The sequence below is a fragment of the uncultured Aliiroseovarius sp. genome (assembly GCF_947497285.1).
Lineage (GTDB): Bacteria > Pseudomonadota > Alphaproteobacteria > Rhodobacterales > Rhodobacteraceae > Aliiroseovarius.
This window is the reverse complement of sequence record NZ_CANMFT010000001.1, coordinates 702375-719550: the sequence shown is the minus strand read 5'-3', so window position 1 is coordinate 719550 and position 17176 is coordinate 702375. Positions and strand designations below refer to the sequence as shown.

The following is a 17176-nucleotide window of genomic DNA, read 5'->3' as shown; positions in this document are numbered from 1 at the left end:
TTGTCCGCCGCCGAATTGAAATCCTCGCGCAATTCGTCGTAATCGGCCGAAAACGCACGGTCGATCCGCGTCGTCAGGTCACCGTCCGAAAGCTGCCCAAGCCCCACGCGCAAGGCCTCAACGACCTCGCTCTGTGCGGCTTCCATCGCTGCGCGACGCGCCTCCGCCTCGGCCAGCGCGCGCTGCGCTGACGTCACGTCCTTGCCAAGAAACACAATCCGCAAAAGAACGCCCTTGCTGTCCAGAACAGGCGCAAAACTGCCTTCAACATCGATCTCTTTTTTCGACCCGAGCGACAATGTGAAAACACCGACGGTCGCGATGCCCTGCCCTGCCGCAGCGACAGCTTCCTTCACCCTTTCGTCGGAGGAAAGGTCCGAGAGCGCGACGGCCTCCAAGGCGCGCGCATCGCAATCAAGCGCTTCTCGCAACAGGCCATTGGCGCCAATCACGGTCCCCGACAGATCAATGTCCAACCGGATCTGGTGTGCTTCGATCGTGTCTTGCAAAGCCCGGTTCAGGAAGTCATTGGTGATGTCTTTAATTTCTACGACATATCCGATCAGGTTTTCGTCAGCATCCCATACCCTGTTGATATCTATTGTATTTCTAATCTCTCCCACAGCGTCTTCCATCTGAATTGGGAACTGGTCTGCGCCGGCCAACGCGTCGCGCAATCTTGGCTTCAATCCATCTGCCAGAAGGTTATCGAACGACGTGCCAACGACATTGCCTGCCGAAAACTCAGGACTGACAGATTGATAGGCAGCCTCGTTCTGGGCAAACATTTGCAATGCCGCAGTGTTTGCATGCGTGACGACCCCTGCCGGATCAAGCATCAGCATGGAGGAAGATGAGTTGCTGAACGCCGCCCCGCGAAAGCTGCTTTCCTCGTGGGTGTGCTTGGCCTCTGCCAGACTTGTTCGAAAATTTGCCAGTGTTCTGGCGATTGCGCCGATTTCGTCTTGGCGGTCTGTGCCTGCAATCTGCGTTGAAAATGCACCGCCCGCGACCGCGCTCATATCTGCGCCAACCTGCACCAGCGGCCGCGCCACCCCGCGTGCGATCATGACCGCAACGACCGAAACGGCCAACAGAACGGGCAACGCCTTCATGATGAGCAGCGACAAGACCCTGTTTGCAGACTGAAACACCTCTGCCTGGTGTTTCTGGGCGACGATGGCCCAACCCGTGCCATAGGCCGTGAGCGGCGCATAGGCGGTCACGATCGGCACACCCTTTGCGGACACCTCCTTCATGACCCCGCTTGACCCGCCAAGCGCAAGTCGGCTTGCTTCAGACGTTATTTCATGGCGCCCGACCCAGTTTTCTTCAGCAAATCGCGAGGTCGACCGGGCCAGTCCGTCAGGGCCGACAAGGATCACCTCTCCGCTTTCACCCAATTCTGCGGCCTGATTGGTGATGGCGTTGATCGGTTGGGACGCAAGCTGATACGCCAGCACACCTTCTCGTTCATTGCGGCGATTGAACACCGGCATCGCGATGAACGCCGCAGGGGCCGCGTTGCTGGGTGCATAGGCCTCATAGTCCGCGAACGCGATTTCACCATCTTCAAGCGTCATCGCTGCGCGATAGGCACGACCCAACCCACTGTCCTTGTAGGGGCCAGTGTTCAGATTTGTTGCAAAATCTCGTTCCTTGGACACCGAATAGATCAGGTTCCCGTCCAGATCCAAAAGAAACACATCATAATAGCCATAGGCCGTTTGCATCGACCGAAATTCCGGGTGAATTTGCGCATGAACCGTCGAATAGGTGCTGTCATCGCCGGCCCAGGCCAATTCATGCCGCAGCCCCTCTGCATGCGGGTTTTCGTCGATATATAGCCGCTGGAGCGCTTTTTCCCGATTGCCATCCAGAACTTTCCAGGCACGGGTCAGGCTTTTCAGCGCGCGCGCCGTCGCGCTGCGTTTTGCGGACACAACAAGGTCGGCGCGGTTTCGCTCCATCGCGCGTTCCACTTGCACACGGCGGCTTTCGACAAGCGCCTGCATCATCTGTTCAGTCCCCGCCAGCAGCGAAGCCCGGCTTTCGCGATAGGACACGAAAACCGCGCCACACACGGATATTCCGACCAGTAGGATCATCACCACCGGCAACAGGTGGGCGATCCGATAGCGTGCAAGATGGTGCATTGAAGCCTCCGTTCCCAACAAGTCGGCCTGCCGTCCGCACTAAGAGCGTCACAAACCGCTTCGATCAGTCCTGCGGTTCGCATTCAGGCCATAGAGCAGGCATAGAAGTCGGGCGGTGAACATTGGCTTAAACCAAATGCAAAAAAGGCGCCCGAAGGCGCCCTTTTTATCTAAATTTGCTCGTATTCAGAAGAAAGCTTGCAGCCCCGTTTGCGCACGGCCAAGGATCAGCGCGTGCACGTCATGGGTGCCTTCATAGGTGTTCACCGTCTCAAGGTTGACCATGTGGCGGATCACGTGGAAATCCTGACTGATGCCGTTGCCACCATGCATGTCACGGGCGTGGCGCGCGATCTCCAGCGCCTTGCCGCAATTGTTGCGTTTGATGATCGACACCATTTCGGGCGCGGCCTTGGCAACGTCCATCAAGCGCCCGACCCGCAGGGCAGCTTGCAGGCCAAGGCTGATCTCGGTCTGCATGTTGGCAAGTTTCAACTGAAACAGCTGTGTTTGCGCCAAGGGCTTACCGAATTGCTTCCGATCCAACCCATATTGACGCGCGGCGTGCCAACAGGCTTCTGCCGCCCCCATTGCCCCCCATGCGATGCCATAGCGCGCGCGGTTCAGACATCCGAACGGACCCTTCAGGCCTTCCACATCAGGCAGTAGAGCGTCCTCGGACACTTCGACATTTGCCATGACAATCTCTCCGGTGATCGAGGCACGCAGGGACAGCTTGCCCTCAATTTTTGGAGCGCTCAGACCTTTCATGCCCTTCTCAAGCACGAAGCCTTTGATCTTGCCGCCATGGGCGTCTGATTTGGCCCAGACCACGAAGACATCCGCGATCGGCGCGTTCGAAATCCACATTTTGGACCCGTTCAGCACATAGCCGCCATCGACTTTCTTCGCCGTCGTTTTCAACGACCCGGGATCGGAGCCCGCATCCGGTTCGGTCAGACCAAAACAGCCGATCCATTCACCCGAGGCCAGTTTGGGCAGGTATTTCTTGCGCTGATCTTCCGTGCCGTAGGCATAGATCGGATACATCACCAGCGACGATTGCACCGACATCATCGACCGATAGCCGCTGTCCACACGCTCTACCTCGCGCGCCACAAGGCCATAGGTGACATAGCCGCCACCAAGCCCGCCATATTCTTCAGGGATGGTGGTGCCCAACAGGCCCATTTCACCCATCTCGGCGAAAATAGCCGGGTCGGTTTCTTCCTTGGCGAAGGCATCGGTGACACGCGGCATCAGTTTTTCCTGCGCATAGGCGAAGGCGCTGTCGCGGATCATGCGTTCGTCTTCTTCCAACTGGTCTTCCAGCAGAAACGGGTCTTCCCAGTTGAAACTTCCAAGTCCGGGCTGGGATTGCGGGGCGAGGGTCTTGGCCATGTGTCAGGCTCCTTTCGCGGTCATGGCGGCCTCGATCGAGGCCTCCAGAATATCGAGTGCTTCGTCAAGTTGGCCCATGGGCACCGTTAAAGGCGGCAACAGGCGCACGGCGTTGCCACGGGTGCCACAGGGCAGAATGATCAGCCCCCGCGCCTCGGCCTCGGCGACGATGGCTTGGGTCAGCGCCACATCGGGCGCGTTCGTTTCGCGGTCGGTGACCAGTTCGAACGCCACCATCGCGCCCAGCCCGCGCACGTCACCGATCGCTTCCATGCCTTGACGCGATGCGATGTCAGTCAGGCGGGCCTGGATCTTGTCCCCAATTTCAACCGCGCGGTCGCAAAGCTGTTCTTCCTCGATCACGTCCAGCACGGCATGGGCCGCGGCGACCGCCAGCGGATTGCCGGCATAGGTGCCCCCGACGCCGCCCACCGGCGCTGCGTCCACGATCTCTTTCCGGCCCGTGACGGCGGACAGCGGGAAGCCCCCTGCCAGACCTTTGGCCATAGTCACAAGGTCCGCAGCGACGCCCGAATGTTCAAAGCCAAACATCTTGCCGGTCCGCGCCATGCCTGCCTGCACCTCGTCAGCAATCAGGACGATGCCATGTTCATCGCAGATTTTCCGCAACGCGCGCAGGAATTCTGGCGGGGCAATGTTGAACCCGCCTTCCCCTTGCACAGGCTCAATGATCATCGCAGCGACCCGTTCGGGGTCGATCGAGCTTTTGAACATGTTGTCGAGCACCGACAGCGACACCTCGACCGAGGTGCCGTGGAAGGCATTCGGGAAGGGAACATGCACGACTTCGGGTGGCATTGCGCCGAAGGCTTTCTTGTAAGGCGTCACCTTGCCACACAGCGCCATCCCCATCAAGGTGCGCCCGTGAAAGGCGCCGGTGAACGCGATCACACCCGACCGGCCGGTATGCGCGCGTGCCATTTTCACCGCGTTCTCGACCGCTTCTGCACCGGTGGTGACCAGCATGGTTTTCTTGGCAAAGTCGCCCGGCGTGACCGCGTTCAAGCGCTCGGCCAGCTTGACGTAACCTTCGTAGGGGGCAACGTGGAAACAGGTGTGGGTGAAGGCCTCGGCCTGCTGGGCCACGGCGGCCATCACCTTAGGGTGACGGTGGCCGGTGTTGTTCACCGCGATGCCCACGGCAAAGTCGATGAACCGCTTGCCGTCCACGTCCCAAAGCTCTGCATTTTCAGCGCGCGCGGCATAGATGCCACGTGTGGCGACCCCATTGGCAACCGCGTCATTGCGCCGGGCCTTCAGTTGTTCGGTGTTCGACATGCGATCCCCCATTTCGAAATTTGATTCCGCACCATATTGCGCAAAATCCTGCGCAATGCTATCAAAATTTTGCGCAGGATTTACAAAGGCGGTCAGTCGCGCAAGATCCGGCAAGATCGCAGCGGGAAGGAAAAGTGATGCAGGACGAGTTCGATGTCGGCACACGACTGAAATCGCTCAGACAGCAATTTGGCTTGTCTCAGAGGCAGTTGGCTGAAGCAGCAAATGTGCCGCATGGTCAGATCTCGATGATCGAGCGGAATCACTCCTCGCCCTCCGTCGCCTCTCTGCGCAAGATATTGGGCGGATTGAACATGTCCATGTCCGAGTTTTTTGAGCCCGAAGCGCCCGCGACTCATCAGGTGTTCTTCACGCCGTCCGAGCTACGCGACCTGACATCGGCGCTGTATCAGGACAACGAAGCCGCGCGGCGGATGATCACCATCAAGCAGGTCGGTGACGCCAAGGCGCACGGGCTTCAGGTGCTGCAAGAGCTTTACGAACCCGGCGCAGATACCGGCGAGACGATGATCGAACACGAAGCCAATGAAGGCGGCATCGTCATTGAAGGCGAGTTGGAAATCACCGTCGGCGACGACACCCGCGTGCTGAAAGCGGGTGACGCCTATCTGTTCAACTCGCGCGAACCGCACCGCTTTCGCAACATCTCGGACCGCCCTGCCCGCATCGTGTCCGCCTGCACCCCGCCATACCTCTAGGAGCCGCCATGCACCCGCTTGAAGGACTGAAAGTCGTAGAACTCGCCCGCATTCTGGCCGGACCGTGGATCGGTCAATCGCTGGCTGATCTGGGGGCTGACGTGGTGAAGGTGGAAAGCCCCGAGGGGGACGACACCCGCAAATGGGGGCCACCGTTCATTGAGCGTGAAGGCGACAAAACCGCCGCCTATTATTACTGCGCGAACCGGGGCAAAGAGTGCGTGACCGCCGATTTCCGCACCCAGGAAGGCCAGCAGATCGTGCGCGATCTGGTCAAGGACGCAGACATCCTGATCGAGAATTTCAAAGTCGGCGGGCTGGCCAAATACGGGCTGGATTACGACAGCCTCGCCAAGCTGAACCCGAGGCTGATCTACTGCTCGGTCACGGGGTTCGGGCAGGATGGGCCGTGGGCGAACCGCGCGGGTTATGACTTTCTGCTGCAAGGGCTGTCTGGGCTGATGTCGGTGACGGGCGACCCGGCAGGCCAGCCGCAAAAGGTGGGCGTCGCGATCACCGATATCGTCACCGGGCTTTACGGCACCATCGGTATTCTGGCCGCTGTCGAACAACGCCACCGCACCGGGCGGGGGCAACAAATTGACATGAGCCTTTTGGATTGCGCCACAGCCATCATGGCCAATCAGGCGATGAACTATCTGGCGACCGGCACCAGCCCAATGCGCATGGGCAATGAACACCCCAACATTGCGCCGTATCAGGTCTGTCCGGTGCAGGATGGACACATCATCCTGGCCGTGGGCAATGACGGACAGTTCCAGCGTTTTTGCCAGGTGATCGGGCGCGATGATCTGGCAGGCGACCCGCGCTTTGCCACCAATCAAGACCGCGTGGCCAATCGAGCCGCCCTGACACCGGAAATCGACGTTGGCCTTTCCAACTGGTTGATGGCGGACCTACTGGCGGCGTTGGAGGCAGCGACCGTTCCCGCAGGTCCGATCAACACGATGGCGCAAACCTTTGCCAACCCGCAGTTGGATCATCGCGGGATGCAAATTACCCCCGACGGTGTGCCGGGCGTGCGAGGACCGTGGGTCTTTTCAGACGCCGAGCTGAAGCTGAATAAAACCGCGCCACGCCTGCCAAAGGTGACCTGAGCAGGACGCGGGCGCAACTGGCAGTCAGCGCGACAAAAGGCTGATCACTTCTTTTTTCGCCCCGGCACGACCACGATCGGCGCGTCACCTCCGCCGATGATCCCCCGCGTGAACATCACCACCTGAAGCGCTTCAACAAGCTCGTTCGCCGCCTTTGCAGGCGCGTCCACGTCAAAGCCAAACACGTTGACTGTTGTCGCAGAACGCTTCAGCGCGCCAGACAAGGTGCGCAGATCCCGGCCCACTTCCGGCGTGACCTTGATCAAGATGACATGCGTGTTGTCTGGGAAGGTCAGTCCGGGGGCGTCAATCCTTGCCCCGCCGGGGCCCGTGTCGCGCACATCACCGCCCGACAGCACCACAATCACATTTGCTGGTGCCTTCACATCCAGCCCGCGCACGGCCACGGCCATCGCACGCAGCAAGGGGTCTTCGGGGTGCGATGCATCGTTGCGGAAGCTTAATAGCTTGTCCTTGACGTCATCCGCCGACACGCGGCTCAGCCGTTCCACCTTGGGGTCCATCCCGTTTGCAAATGCGACGGCCTGAAGGTCGATCTTCGCCCAATGATCCCCAAGGTTGCGCCGCAATGTTCTGGCAAAACGCTGTGCGGCCTGCGCCGTAAAGCCACGCGCATCCGCGCTGACATCGGCGACAATGGTCACCCCAACTTCCCCGTCTGCACGCGCCTGCTGGCCCGCCACGAGCAGCACTGCACAAGACAGAACCACCACCGCAACGCCGTGTTTTAAGTGTTTCAATCCGATCATTTCAGCCACTCCCTGATCTCCGGGCGGTCGCAGTCACGCGCCATCTTGCGAAAAGCGGCGGTGAACCCCAGCGCCGAAAACTCGAAACTATGTTTGGATTTGCCGTTCAAGCCAGTGCCGCGGATCTGAACGGTCTTACCGGCGCGGATGGCGCGCACGATTCTGGCCGACACAAAGCCATCGCCAATATCGACCGGTCGCACCCGCCCCTCGTCCAGCTTCAGCTTGATTTTGCGTCCATCCACGATAGCCGTGATCGGATAATCCTTGTGAAACCGATTGGGAGTCACGAAATCGAAATAGAGCGCGTTTCCCCGCTCGTTGGGATCGGTGTGAATTTCCATCCGTGGCGTCGAGAAGAAACGCACACCGTTGACTTCCTTGGCTTCGGTCACGATGGCACAGGTGCCAAGCTTGGTGTCGCGAAAACTGACCCAATCATCAAAACGCTTGAAGCGCGGATAGTCGGAAAAATCCTTGCGGTAGGGCCTGAATTTTTCGGCCAGCAGCGCATTGGCGACAGGACGGGTCAAATAGCGCGAAGGCTTGAAGCCGTTTTCCGTCGTATAGCGTTCAATCAGGTCGCGCTCTGCTGGCGACAGTGCCGCACGGTCGGCGGTCGTGGCGTTGGTATAGGTGCGCAGCAAAAACCAGCGTATGTGCAGCACATCGCGCGTCTTAAGATCCAAGGCCTGTTCGCGTGCCAAGGCCTTGGGGTCTTCGCGCGACGCGTTCAAAATGCCGCGAGGCAGCCCGCAATTCTTGGTCAGTGCAGCGCCAATGCCCTTTGCCGTCAGACCAAGAAACCGACCCGAATGGTAGACCCCTGAGCTGGCGCGCACGGTCACGTCAAGTGGCGCCGCGTCATTGGCCCTGTTGGCCAGCATCGTCCAGAACTTCGTCTTGGGCACGGCGCGCGCACGCGTGTCTTCAAAGGACGGAAAAGGCGCGCGGGTGTTGTCACGCACAAGCTCGACCGCTTCCCATCGTCTGGCATGTTCCACCCCGACCGAGATCAAATTCGACTTGCGGGATTTGCGAAAGCTCACGACAAGCCCCGGTGCTTTTTCGCTGGTCTTTCTGTCGGGCGCAAAGATCAGGCTGCAGGTATCGTCCTGTCCACGCTTCACGACATAGTCCGGCATCGCCGCAGCCTGCCCCGCACCTATCGCGCAGAACAGAACTGAGCTGACCAGTTGCAATCCAAACCTCAAACCACGCATCCGCACCTCCCAAGCACTGGCTGAACACTGGCGGCCGGACAGGTCTGGTCGCGCGCCAACCAAGGGCTTCCCCCCGTCAATGCGACCCGACCCCGAAGGCCAGCCTTGCCAAAACACTATCGCAGCATAGACGGCTATTTACCGGAAGGACAAAGGAAATATTATCTTGACCAGCGCAGGATCACCCCACCAAACCGACGGCCTGGAAGGGTCGCAAAGAGACCACCCACGCACGTGACCCTAGGGCAAGACCTTGCGCTTCACGTTGCCCAAAACCCGGCGGATCTTGCGCGGCAAGGGTGCCTTTTCCCATTCAGAGCGCATGTCGGTGTCCACCTGGGGCGCCTCTTGGGAATAAAGTTGCTCTAGCGTGTGTTCCATGACTTTTCGGTTTGCGTCGACGAATTCCGAGGGTTTCGTGTCATTCACGCAGAAGGTTTGCGGACGGGTCCATTCGCTGTCAAGAATGCTTGGAAAGATGCTTTCAAACAGCGGATTGGCCAGATCGAAATAGCGATAGCGTATCCGCCCCAGAACCGATTTTCCCAACGATGCGGAGTAGTTCATATACAGGTGTCCGGCGATCGAATGATCGTCGACCGATCGGATCCGGTTGGGCAGCGTGCTCTGCCAGGCTTCGGGCAGATCGCGTTCCATCTGCTCCATGACAAGCCGGTCGACACAAACGGGGGTGTGTTTGTATTTGCGAAACGCGAAGGTGCCAAACAATTTCTCCAGCAGGCGCTGGTTATTGCGCGCCGCAGCATCGACGGCGTTCTCGGGCGTGAACAAGGGCTTGTGCGGAACGGCGGTTCGTTGCGACGGGAACTGATAGGCGCGGCCCAGTTCGTCAAAGAAGGTCGCGACAGAAACGGGCGCTCCCAACAGCACGTCGTCGTTGAAATAGAGATAGCGTTGCGACAGCCCTGGAATACGGTGAAGATTGGCCCCGATGGCGTGCGAATTGAAACAAGGCAGGTGATCATGCGACGGGAAGATTTCCCGGTGGTCGATGATCGAAACCTCGTCCAACAGATCCCCCAGAAAGTCAGGGGTTTGGTCATCGGTCACGATGTAGATCTTTCCCAGATCGACAAAATACCGCTGCAGCGAGCGGATCGAATACAGCAGCTCTTGCCCGGACAGAAACCGCGTCGGCGCGTTCGCGTTCAGGGTGCCCTGATTGAGCGGCGTGCCGTTCTTTTTGCTTTGCCATTTCGGGTCAGCCCCGTCGACCCAAGTGTAAACGACATCCACTTTTTCGTTGTATGGCGCTCGTTCGGAAAGCACTTTCGTATTGCCAAGAACCGGAAGTGTCTGGCCCAGATATTCAACCACCTCAAGATTTTGCAGATAGTCCTCTGAGGCTTCGATCTCGGCCACACCGCTGCCGGCGCGCCACACGTTCTGCTCCGGGACTTTTCGGCAAAACTCGATCTCGATCCCACTGTCAGCGCCGAAAAGCTCTACTTGATCAATAACATACCGTTTATAGGCAATGGTTGAAATTGCGTCGGTGATGGCGGGATCAATCTCGATCAACTGGCGTCCCATTTGGTGCGAGATATGAATGCACTGGGCCTTGAACCGAGCGGTAATTTCGGTCCGTTCCGCGGGCGTGCAACACAGCCAAAGCTTGGGCCGCGGCGACATCGTGATGTCTGCAAGGATCGGTCGCTGCCCCAGATCGCGGCAGGTTTTAACGATTTCATCTAGCAAAACACGCTGAACATCGCGCACGGTCGCGCGGCCGGATACTGAAACTTTGTTTGACATGATGACCTCGAAAACGATGGCGCTGAGTAGGACAGAACAAGAGCCGTGTCAACGAACCCGCGGGCTTTGTTCATGCCTGCAAGCGCCCTTCTTCTATGCGAGTGTCTCTAGCAAATCCAGCAGGGCCTCGTAGCGGTCTTTGCCAAGTTTTTGCACGTAGCCATCGGCGATGCGCGCCGCGTGTTCAAGATTGTCGTCGATGATCTGTTGACCCACTGGGGTGATGGCAAGGGTCTGGCGCCGACGGTCTGATGCGTCGGGTGTGCGCGTCACCAGCCCTTTTGCAACCATAGTCTGAATAATCCGCGTCAAGCTGGGCAATAACAGACAGGTGCGTTCGCTCAGATGTGTCGCGTCTTGCGCGCCATGCTCTGACAGAACCCTTAGAATGCGCCACTGCTGTTCGGTGATACCAGTGTCGGCCAGCATCTCGCGCACCGGGCCCATCACGTTTTCACGCGCGCGCATCAGGGCAATCGGTAGCGACCGCCGGGTGGTCGGCAATCGGACCGGGGCTGTTTTGCCTTTGGTCGGGGACATGGAAGCTCCTGCAACAGGTTGATCATCACATAAGAAGATCCACGGGTCTTGGATACAACCAAAAAAATCGCCCCGCCCCACGCGCCCATTTTTTTGAAACAGGGCGTTTGGGACAGGGCGAGGTTGCGGGCCGAGGGGGATCATGCCCGCAGGGCCTGGGGGCGGCTTTGCGCCCCCTGGCCAGAAACGTTGACCTGCCTTACTTCGGCATGATCACGGCGTCGATCACGTGGATGACGCCATTTGACGCTTCGATATCGGCTTGAACGACGTTCGCGCCGTCAATCATCACACCAGACGTCGCATCGACCATTGCCATTGCGCCGTTGACGGTCGGCACTTCCATGCTTTTGCCTGCAATGTCACCTGACATCACTTTGCCTGACACCACGTGATAAGTCAGGATCGCGGTCAGTTGGTCCTTGTTTTCAGGCATCAGAAGCGTTTCGACCGTGCCTTCGGGCAAAGCGGCAAAGGCTTCGTCTGTCGGTGCGAAGACGGTGAAGGGACCGTCACCTTTAAGGGTCTCAACGAGACCTGCGGCCTGAACAGCAGCAACAAGTGTTGAGAAGCTACCAGCTTCGACGGCTGTATCGACGATATCTTTGGAGTGGTTGTCCGCGAAGGCTGGGGTCGCCAGCAAAGCCACGGCCGAAAGCGAGAGAAAAGTTCTGCGAAACATTGTATTTCCTTTTCTTGGACAAGTTGTGATCTGTGAAAGGAATACGGTCCGCCATTGGATGCGGATCAAAAAAAGTAAACAGGGGGGCGCAGAACAGCCAAAAAACCCCGCGTTAGAAAGCTCGCCTCTCAAGCCCTGCTGGACGGTTCTGCAACAGACAAATCTAAGTCCCCTTCAGAAATGTCGCTGGTTGCGCAAAGCACAAGTGTCCCCAAGAGGACTGACAGTCGCAAGGCTTGGCCCGCTCAGTCGTTCAGCACCGCCATGTTGTCCGCGTCCCAGCCGATCCACACCGGGTCGTTGCCGACGGACTGGCCGGTTTCGGCATCCACATAGGCCTTGAGCAGCGCATCGCCCCCGTTGCCCACCGCAATCTCCATCGCCATACGCGAGCCAAGGAAAGTCTTGCCCACCACACGCCCTTGCACCGCGTTGCCGGTCTGCGGACGTTCGGCGTGGAAGCCGAGCTTTTCCAGGCGCACCGAAGCGGTGATCTGTTGGCCTTCGCCGGGCAGTTTATCGGGTGCTTTGCCCATCAGCGTAGCGCCGTGCCAATCCATCACCACCTTGTCGCCCTCGGTGCCGCGCATCTGGCCCGACAACAGGTTGGTTTCGCCGATGAACTCGGCCACGAAACGACTGGCGGGGCGGAAATACAGCTCTTCTGGCGTGCCGTCTTGTTCCACCCGGCCCTGGTTCATCACCACGATCCGGTCGGACATGGTCAGCGCCTCTTCCTGATCGTGGGTGACGAAGAAGAAGGTCTTGTGGGTGCGGCGCTGGATCGACTTCAGTTCCTGCTGGACCTGCCCGCGCAACTTGGCATCCAACGCGCCCAGCGGTTCGTCCAGCAGCAACAGCGCCGGATCGGGCGCCAGCGCACGGGCCAGTGCGACGCGCTGCCGCTGGCCACCAGACAATTGAACCGGATAGCGGTCGCCAAAGGCGTCCAGCTCCAGAAAGGACATGATTTCGTCCGAGCGGCGTTTGATTTCCGCCTTGCTCATGCCCTTCAGCTCCAACCCGAACGAGATGTTCTGTGCCACGGTCATATGTGGAAACAGCGCGTAATCCTGAAACACCATGTTCACATGGCGCTTCTCAGGCGGTTGATTGGTCACGTCTTCACCGTCAAGGATCACGCGGCCGGTGGTCGGACGTTCGAACCCGCCAAGAATGCGCAGCGTCGTCGACTTGCCGCAGCCCGACGGGCCAAGGAAGGTCACGAACTCGCCCTGTGCGATGTCCAGCGTCAGGTTGTCCAGCGCGACGGTCGGGCCGAAATGTTTCGACAGCCCTTCGATGCGGACGAGTGGTGTCTGGTCGGTCATGGCTCAACTTTCCTTGTTCATGCGGCGGGTGAAACGCTCGGCCCAGATGCCGATGGCGGCGGTCAGGATCAGCGCAACGGTTGCGATGGCGTTGATCTCCGGGCTCATGCCAGACCGAAGTTTTGCAAAGATCAGCACCGGCAAGGTCGGCTCGTATCCACCCAGGAAGAACGAGCGGACGAAGTCGTCAAACGAGAGCAGCAGGCAGAAGATCGACGCGCCCAGAATGGCGGGCACCAGATAGGGCAAGGTGATGCGGATGAAGGTGACCAGCGGGTCGGCGCCAAGGTCACGCGCCGCCTCGATCTGGCTTTTGGGCAGGGTCGACAGCCGCGCCATCACCACCAGCACCACAAAGGGCACGTTGTGGACGGCGTGCGCCCAGACAATTGCGCCCATGCCCGGCTCGATCCCCAGATAGCGGGCATAGATGCGAAACGCGATCGCCGAGATGATCCCCGGCACCAGCGCAGGCAAGACCGTCATGCCGAACATGACCGAACGTCCAATGAACTTGCGCCCCTCCAGCAACACCGCGATCCACGTGCCAACCATCACTGAAATCAGCGTCGACAGAACCGCGATGGCGATCGAATACCCGAAGGTCGACAGAACCTCAGCATCGGCGAACACACCTGTGTACCAGTCCAAAGTCCAAGACCGGATCGGGAAACCGATGAACTTTGAATCCTTGAAGCCCATGATGATCATCAGGATCAGCGGCACGAAGACATAAAGGACAAAGGCCCAATAGATGCAGCTCAGGAAAATGCGGTTGCCGCGGAAGAGTTCTGGGCGATCGTTCATTTCTGCTCTCCTTTGCGCAGCGCGTTCATTGCTTTCTGGAACGTCGCCGTGATGATAAGGGCGGCCATGAACATGATGGTGGCAAAGGCGGCCCCCGTGGGCCATTCATCGCCCGCCACATGGAAGAAACCCGCGATGGTTTCGGCAAACACCGTGGTCGACGGCCCGCCCAGCAGAACCGGCGTCGCGTAAAACCCGGTCGAGATCAGGAAAACCAGCGTGCAACCCGACGAGATGCCTTCGATGGTCAAGGGCAGCGACACCCGGCGAAACCGCGTCCACGCGCCTGCCCCAAGATCGGCCGCGGCTTCGTTCATACTTTGCGGCAGTTTTTCCAGCGCGGAATACAGCGGCAGCAGCATGTAAAGCGCGGTCAGATAGACGATGCCGACCCCCATCGAAAAGCTTGTATACATAAAGGGAATGGGCCGGTCGATCAGACCCAGCCATTTCAGGACAAGGTTCACTGCCCCCGTGTTGCCCAGCAGGATCATGATCGCATAGGTGCGCACGATCTCGCCCACCCAGAACGGGATCAGCAGAAGCAGCAGGAACAGCATCTGGTTCTTGCGGCTGACATGGCGGGCCAGAAAATAGGCGACCGGATAGGTGATGATCAGGGTGCAGAAGGTAAACACCCCGGCAAAGGCCAGCGTGCGGAAAAACGGCATCCAGAAGATACTATCCCCAAAGAAACGCGCATAGCTGTCCAGTGTGAAATGCTGTTCCACACCGGGTGCGACCGGATAGGCATCGGTCAGCGACACCCGAACCATCTGCAACATCGGCCCAAGGTGCTGGGTCAGCACCCAGAGAACCGGAAAGGCGGCAAGGATCAGGAACTGGCGGCGCGGCGAGGCCGTCGCCAGCCGCATCAGCGTGTGATACGGCCCCCATTCAACCAAGCGGCCCCAAAATGTGCGGCCCGAAGTGTCGTGCGTCTCAGCGCGCTTGCCCCGCTGCGAGGATGCGTCATAGGTCATTCGATGGTCTTTCGGAAGGTCAGGGCCCCTGCCCCGCACCGGGCGGGACAGGAACGGGTTTCCTGAAGCGGTATCAGGCGGCCTTGATCGCCTCGACCGCCGGGTCAACAAGCCCGTATTTCAACTCGTTCGCTTCGGCGCGGAAAAACTGCAGGTTGGCCAGTTGCTCTTCCGGGAACGAGGTCGACTTCTTCTCGAGGTCGCTGAGGTATTGTGATGCGTCCTTGTAGGTCGAGATGAAGCCCGACGCCTTGGTCATTGCCGCGCCAATCTCGGGCGAAGCAAGAATGGCATCAAGGAAGGTATAGGCGTTGTCCGCATTCGGCGCGTTGTTCGCGATGTTGTAGGTATAGACAAAGCCATACGACCCTTCGCGCGGGATGGTCATGGCCAACGGGAAGCCATCATTGATCAAGGCTGCTGCCGGACCGTTCCACGAATGGCCCAACGCGATGTCCTGATTGACCATCATCTGCTGGAATTCTGCCCCGCCATCATAATACTTGCGCACCAGAGGCTTCTTCTCGATCAGGAACTGCTTGGCTTCTTCGACGATCTGCGCTGCCTTCTCGGGGTCATCCATATATTCGACCATATTGCCGTCATACCCCTTCATCAGCATCACAATCGACATCATGTCCTGAATGATATAGGCGGTCTGACCGCTGTATTTCTCGCTAAACAGCGTGTCCCAGGTCAGCGCCTCTTCTTCGCTTACCAGTTCGGTGTTGTAGGACAGAACTTCCATCCCCGACAGGATCGGCGCGCCCCATTTGTTGCCATTGATCGTCGACCAATCGCTTTCCGAGAAAGTCGGGTTGATTTTGCCCCAGTTTGTCAGCCGGTCTGTGTCGAGCGGCGCCAGAAGGTCGTTGTCGATGAACTGCAGGAACCGGTGGCCGGCGACGGTCATGATATCGACGGTCGGGTTCGGCTGTTCGGCGGCCAGCAGGTTGAACTGCTTGCCCTGGTCATCGACCAGACGGACATTGACCTTGATGCCGGTCTCGGCCTCGAACTGTTCCTTGAACGCTTCGGGCACGAAGTCGTTGTAGGTCCAGATGTTCACCTCACCGCCCGATTGGGCTGCAGCACGACGCAGATAGAACGGTGACGCCAGCGCTGCACCAGTGGTGGCGGCAGTGCCAAGAAAACGGCGGCGGCTGTAAAGCAGTTTTGACATATCAGGTCTCCTTGTTGGTTTAGTGGTCTTCTTCTTGGTTATTGTCTTGTCGTCGTTCAGGCGCTGGCAGGTTGGCGCAGCACACCCGTTTTTGCTGCCCTTCTCAGATCATCAAGGTCATAGCGGCCAAGGTCCAGCGCTTTCAGGATTTCATTTTCTGCTTCGAAGTCCCGGCCATACATGGCGGAAAAAATCTGAATGCCTGCCTCGTGCAGCTTCGCCGGGTGACCGGTCAGACGCCCAAGTGCTGCGGTCAGCACAAGCCCGTAAGGCACATCCTCGGTCACATAACGGCTGTCGGTGGTGGCCGGACCAACGCCCCCATTGCCCTGCGCGTGCATCTGTTGGTTCATCTCGGAAATCGAGGCGACGGGCACGTGAAACGACAGGTGGAAATGCTCAAAGATCGTTTTGACCTCCAGCCCCAGCGCCTGTGCGATCTCTAACCGTTCGCGGTCCAGTTCTTCCAGCAAACGACCCACTTTGGGGGTGACGTTCTGGCCCTGCGACCATGTCTCGCCCTGCTCCATCCGGGTGATGTTGCCCAAGGCAATCCCCATATGGTTCTGCGGATTGAGGTTGGACAACGAAATGGCCAAAAGCCCGTCGCGCGGCTGGAACCGATCGCCGAACAGCGCCTGACACAGGCTCAAGGCCTCCTCGGACCGGTCTTCCGGCACGGTGCACAGATCCACACGGCTGCGCACGGTGTTCACCCGCACCTCGGTGCCCGATTGCCGCCGTCCGGTGCAGATCGTGGTGCCCCAGGCGGTGATCGGGACCGTCACGCCACGCGCCGCCAGCAGTTGCATCAGATAGACCGCCCCAAGCGAGGCATGGGACGAGATGATCACCTGATGGCGCGGCTCGATATGCGGGGCCAGCGCGTCCAGCACGGCCTTATGGCCATAGCCGGGCAGTGCGATGATCAAAACGTCATTGTCGCGCGCCAGCATCGCGGCACTGTCAGCGATGCGAGGTGCCAGCGTAGTCTCGACCGCACCAATGGCGGTCAGGGGTGCACCGTCGGCAAGCTCCGACGTGCCCTCGCCCGACGGCGACCACAACATCGGATCGTGACCTGCCTTATGCAACAGCGCCGCCGTTCCAAACGCGATCGAGCCTGCGCCCGCCAATCCTACCGTTTTGCCCACCTGTTCTCCCATCGTTTTGCCTTGTAGCTCTCTT

The 17176-nt window shown here is 59.1% G+C and carries 15 protein-coding genes; 2 read left to right on the top strand and 13 right to left on the bottom strand.

The window, feature by feature from the left end; translation table 11 throughout:
- From Q0864_RS03435 to gabT, 3 genes are all read right to left on the bottom strand, one after another.
- Nucleotides 1–2156: cache domain-containing protein (locus Q0864_RS03435; protein WP_298566123.1), on the bottom strand; the 2156-nt coding region annotated here is incomplete at its 3' end.
- A gap of 186 nt (nt 2157–2342) precedes the next feature.
- Nucleotides 2343–3557, bottom strand: coding sequence for an acyl-CoA dehydrogenase (locus Q0864_RS03430; RefSeq protein WP_298566121.1), 1215 nt, complete (start codon nt 3555–3557; stop codon nt 2343–2345).
- Between the two features lie 3 nt (nt 3558–3560).
- Complete coding sequence (gene gabT / locus Q0864_RS03425; RefSeq protein ID WP_298566119.1) at nt 3561–4856, bottom strand: 4-aminobutyrate--2-oxoglutarate transaminase; 1296 nt, start codon at nt 4854–4856, stop codon at nt 3561–3563.
- A gap of 137 nt (nt 4857–4993) precedes the next feature.
- On the opposite strand from gabT, the gene Q0864_RS03420 reads away from it, so the two are divergent.
- Together Q0864_RS03420 and Q0864_RS03415 are read left to right on the top strand one after the other, a co-directional pair.
- Nucleotides 4994–5575 (top strand): cupin domain-containing protein, encoded by a 582-nt coding sequence (locus Q0864_RS03420; RefSeq protein ID WP_298566118.1) that lies wholly within the window; start codon nt 4994–4996, stop codon nt 5573–5575.
- Nucleotides 5576–5583: 8 nt separating this feature from the next.
- Nucleotides 5584–6693, top strand: coding sequence for a CaiB/BaiF CoA-transferase family protein (locus Q0864_RS03415; protein WP_298566116.1), 1110 nt, complete (start codon nt 5584–5586; stop codon nt 6691–6693).
- A 44-nt stretch (nt 6694–6737) separates the two neighbouring features.
- Here Q0864_RS03415 and Q0864_RS03410 read toward each other — a convergent pair whose 3' ends face one another.
- The 10 genes from Q0864_RS03410 to Q0864_RS03365 all read right to left on the bottom strand — a co-directional run bounded on the left by Q0864_RS03410 (nt 6738) and on the right by Q0864_RS03365 (nt 17154).
- Nucleotides 6738–7463, bottom strand: a complete 726-nt coding sequence (locus Q0864_RS03410) for a hypothetical protein (protein WP_298566114.1) — start codon at nt 7461–7463, stop codon at nt 6738–6740.
- A complete protein-coding gene (locus Q0864_RS03405; protein ID WP_298566112.1) occupies nt 7460–8686 on the bottom strand; it encodes a hypothetical protein in 1227 nt (408 codons plus the stop codon). The genes Q0864_RS03410 and Q0864_RS03405 overlap by 4 nt, the downstream gene beginning before the upstream one ends.
- Before the next feature lie 240 nt (nt 8687–8926).
- The gene (locus Q0864_RS03400; RefSeq protein WP_298566110.1) at nt 8927–10462 is read right to left on the bottom strand and encodes a Stealth CR1 domain-containing protein; all 1536 of its coding nucleotides are present in this window, start codon (nt 10460–10462) and stop codon (nt 8927–8929) included.
- Nucleotides 10463–10555: 93 nt separating this feature from the next.
- Nucleotides 10556–11002 (bottom strand): homoprotocatechuate degradation operon regulator HpaR, encoded by a 447-nt coding sequence (gene hpaR, locus Q0864_RS03395; protein ID WP_298566109.1) that lies wholly within the window; start codon nt 11000–11002, stop codon nt 10556–10558.
- Nucleotides 11003–11201: 199 nt separating this feature from the next.
- The gene (locus tag Q0864_RS03390; RefSeq protein WP_298566107.1) at nt 11202–11684 is read right to left on the bottom strand and encodes a fasciclin domain-containing protein; all 483 of its coding nucleotides are present in this window, start codon (nt 11682–11684) and stop codon (nt 11202–11204) included.
- 245 nt (nt 11685–11929) lie between these two features.
- The gene (locus tag Q0864_RS03385) at nt 11930–13015 is read right to left on the bottom strand and encodes an ABC transporter ATP-binding protein (protein WP_298566106.1); all 1086 of its coding nucleotides are present in this window, start codon (nt 13013–13015) and stop codon (nt 11930–11932) included.
- A gap of 3 nt (nt 13016–13018) precedes the next feature.
- The gene (locus Q0864_RS03380) at nt 13019–13822 is read right to left on the bottom strand and encodes an ABC transporter permease (protein ID WP_298566105.1); all 804 of its coding nucleotides are present in this window, start codon (nt 13820–13822) and stop codon (nt 13019–13021) included.
- A complete protein-coding gene (locus Q0864_RS03375; protein ID WP_298566103.1) occupies nt 13819–14805 on the bottom strand; it encodes an ABC transporter permease in 987 nt (328 codons plus the stop codon). Before Q0864_RS03375 ends, Q0864_RS03380 begins: the two co-directional genes overlap by 4 nt.
- Before the next feature lie 73 nt (nt 14806–14878).
- On the bottom strand, nt 14879–15988 hold the full coding sequence (locus Q0864_RS03370; protein ID WP_298566101.1) for an extracellular solute-binding protein: 1110 nt from the start codon (nt 15986–15988) through the stop codon (nt 14879–14881).
- A 56-nt stretch (nt 15989–16044) separates the two neighbouring features.
- Nucleotides 16045–17154: an NAD/NADP octopine/nopaline dehydrogenase family protein gene (locus tag Q0864_RS03365; RefSeq protein ID WP_298566099.1), complete on the bottom strand. Its 1110-nt coding sequence runs from the start codon at nt 17152–17154 to the stop codon at nt 16045–16047.
- Between the last annotated feature and the right edge of the window lie 22 nt (nt 17155–17176).

Coding starts and splice junctions, on each gene's coding strand:
- gabT (WP_298566119.1), bottom strand. CDS start 4,856: ATGTCGAACACCGAACAACTGAAGGCCCGGCGCAATGACGCGGTTGCC.
- hpaR (WP_298566109.1), bottom strand. CDS start 11,002: ATGTCCCCGACCAAAGGCAAAACAGCCCCGGTCCGATTGCCGACCACC.
- Q0864_RS03365 (WP_298566099.1), bottom strand. CDS start 17,154: ATGGGAGAACAGGTGGGCAAAACGGTAGGATTGGCGGGCGCAGGCTCG.
- Q0864_RS03415 (WP_298566116.1), top strand. CDS start 5,584: ATGCACCCGCTTGAAGGACTGAAAGTCGTAGAACTCGCCCGCATTCTG.
- Q0864_RS03420 (WP_298566118.1), top strand. CDS start 4,994: ATGCAGGACGAGTTCGATGTCGGCACACGACTGAAATCGCTCAGACAG.
- Q0864_RS03390 (WP_298566107.1), bottom strand. CDS start 11,684: ATGTTTCGCAGAACTTTTCTCTCGCTTTCGGCCGTGGCTTTGCTGGCG.
- Q0864_RS03375 (WP_298566103.1), bottom strand. CDS start 14,805: ATGACCTATGACGCATCCTCGCAGCGGGGCAAGCGCGCTGAGACGCAC.
- Q0864_RS03430 (WP_298566121.1), bottom strand. CDS start 3,557: ATGGCCAAGACCCTCGCCCCGCAATCCCAGCCCGGACTTGGAAGTTTC.
- Q0864_RS03405 (WP_298566112.1), bottom strand. CDS start 8,686: ATGCGTGGTTTGAGGTTTGGATTGCAACTGGTCAGCTCAGTTCTGTTC.
- Q0864_RS03410 (WP_298566114.1), bottom strand. CDS start 7,463: ATGATCGGATTGAAACACTTAAAACACGGCGTTGCGGTGGTGGTTCTG.
- Q0864_RS03380 (WP_298566105.1), bottom strand. CDS start 13,822: ATGAACGATCGCCCAGAACTCTTCCGCGGCAACCGCATTTTCCTGAGC.
- Q0864_RS03385 (WP_298566106.1), bottom strand. CDS start 13,015: ATGACCGACCAGACACCACTCGTCCGCATCGAAGGGCTGTCGAAACAT.
- Q0864_RS03370 (WP_298566101.1), bottom strand. CDS start 15,988: ATGTCAAAACTGCTTTACAGCCGCCGCCGTTTTCTTGGCACTGCCGCC.
- Q0864_RS03400 (WP_298566110.1), bottom strand. CDS start 10,462: ATGTCAAACAAAGTTTCAGTATCCGGCCGCGCGACCGTGCGCGATGTT.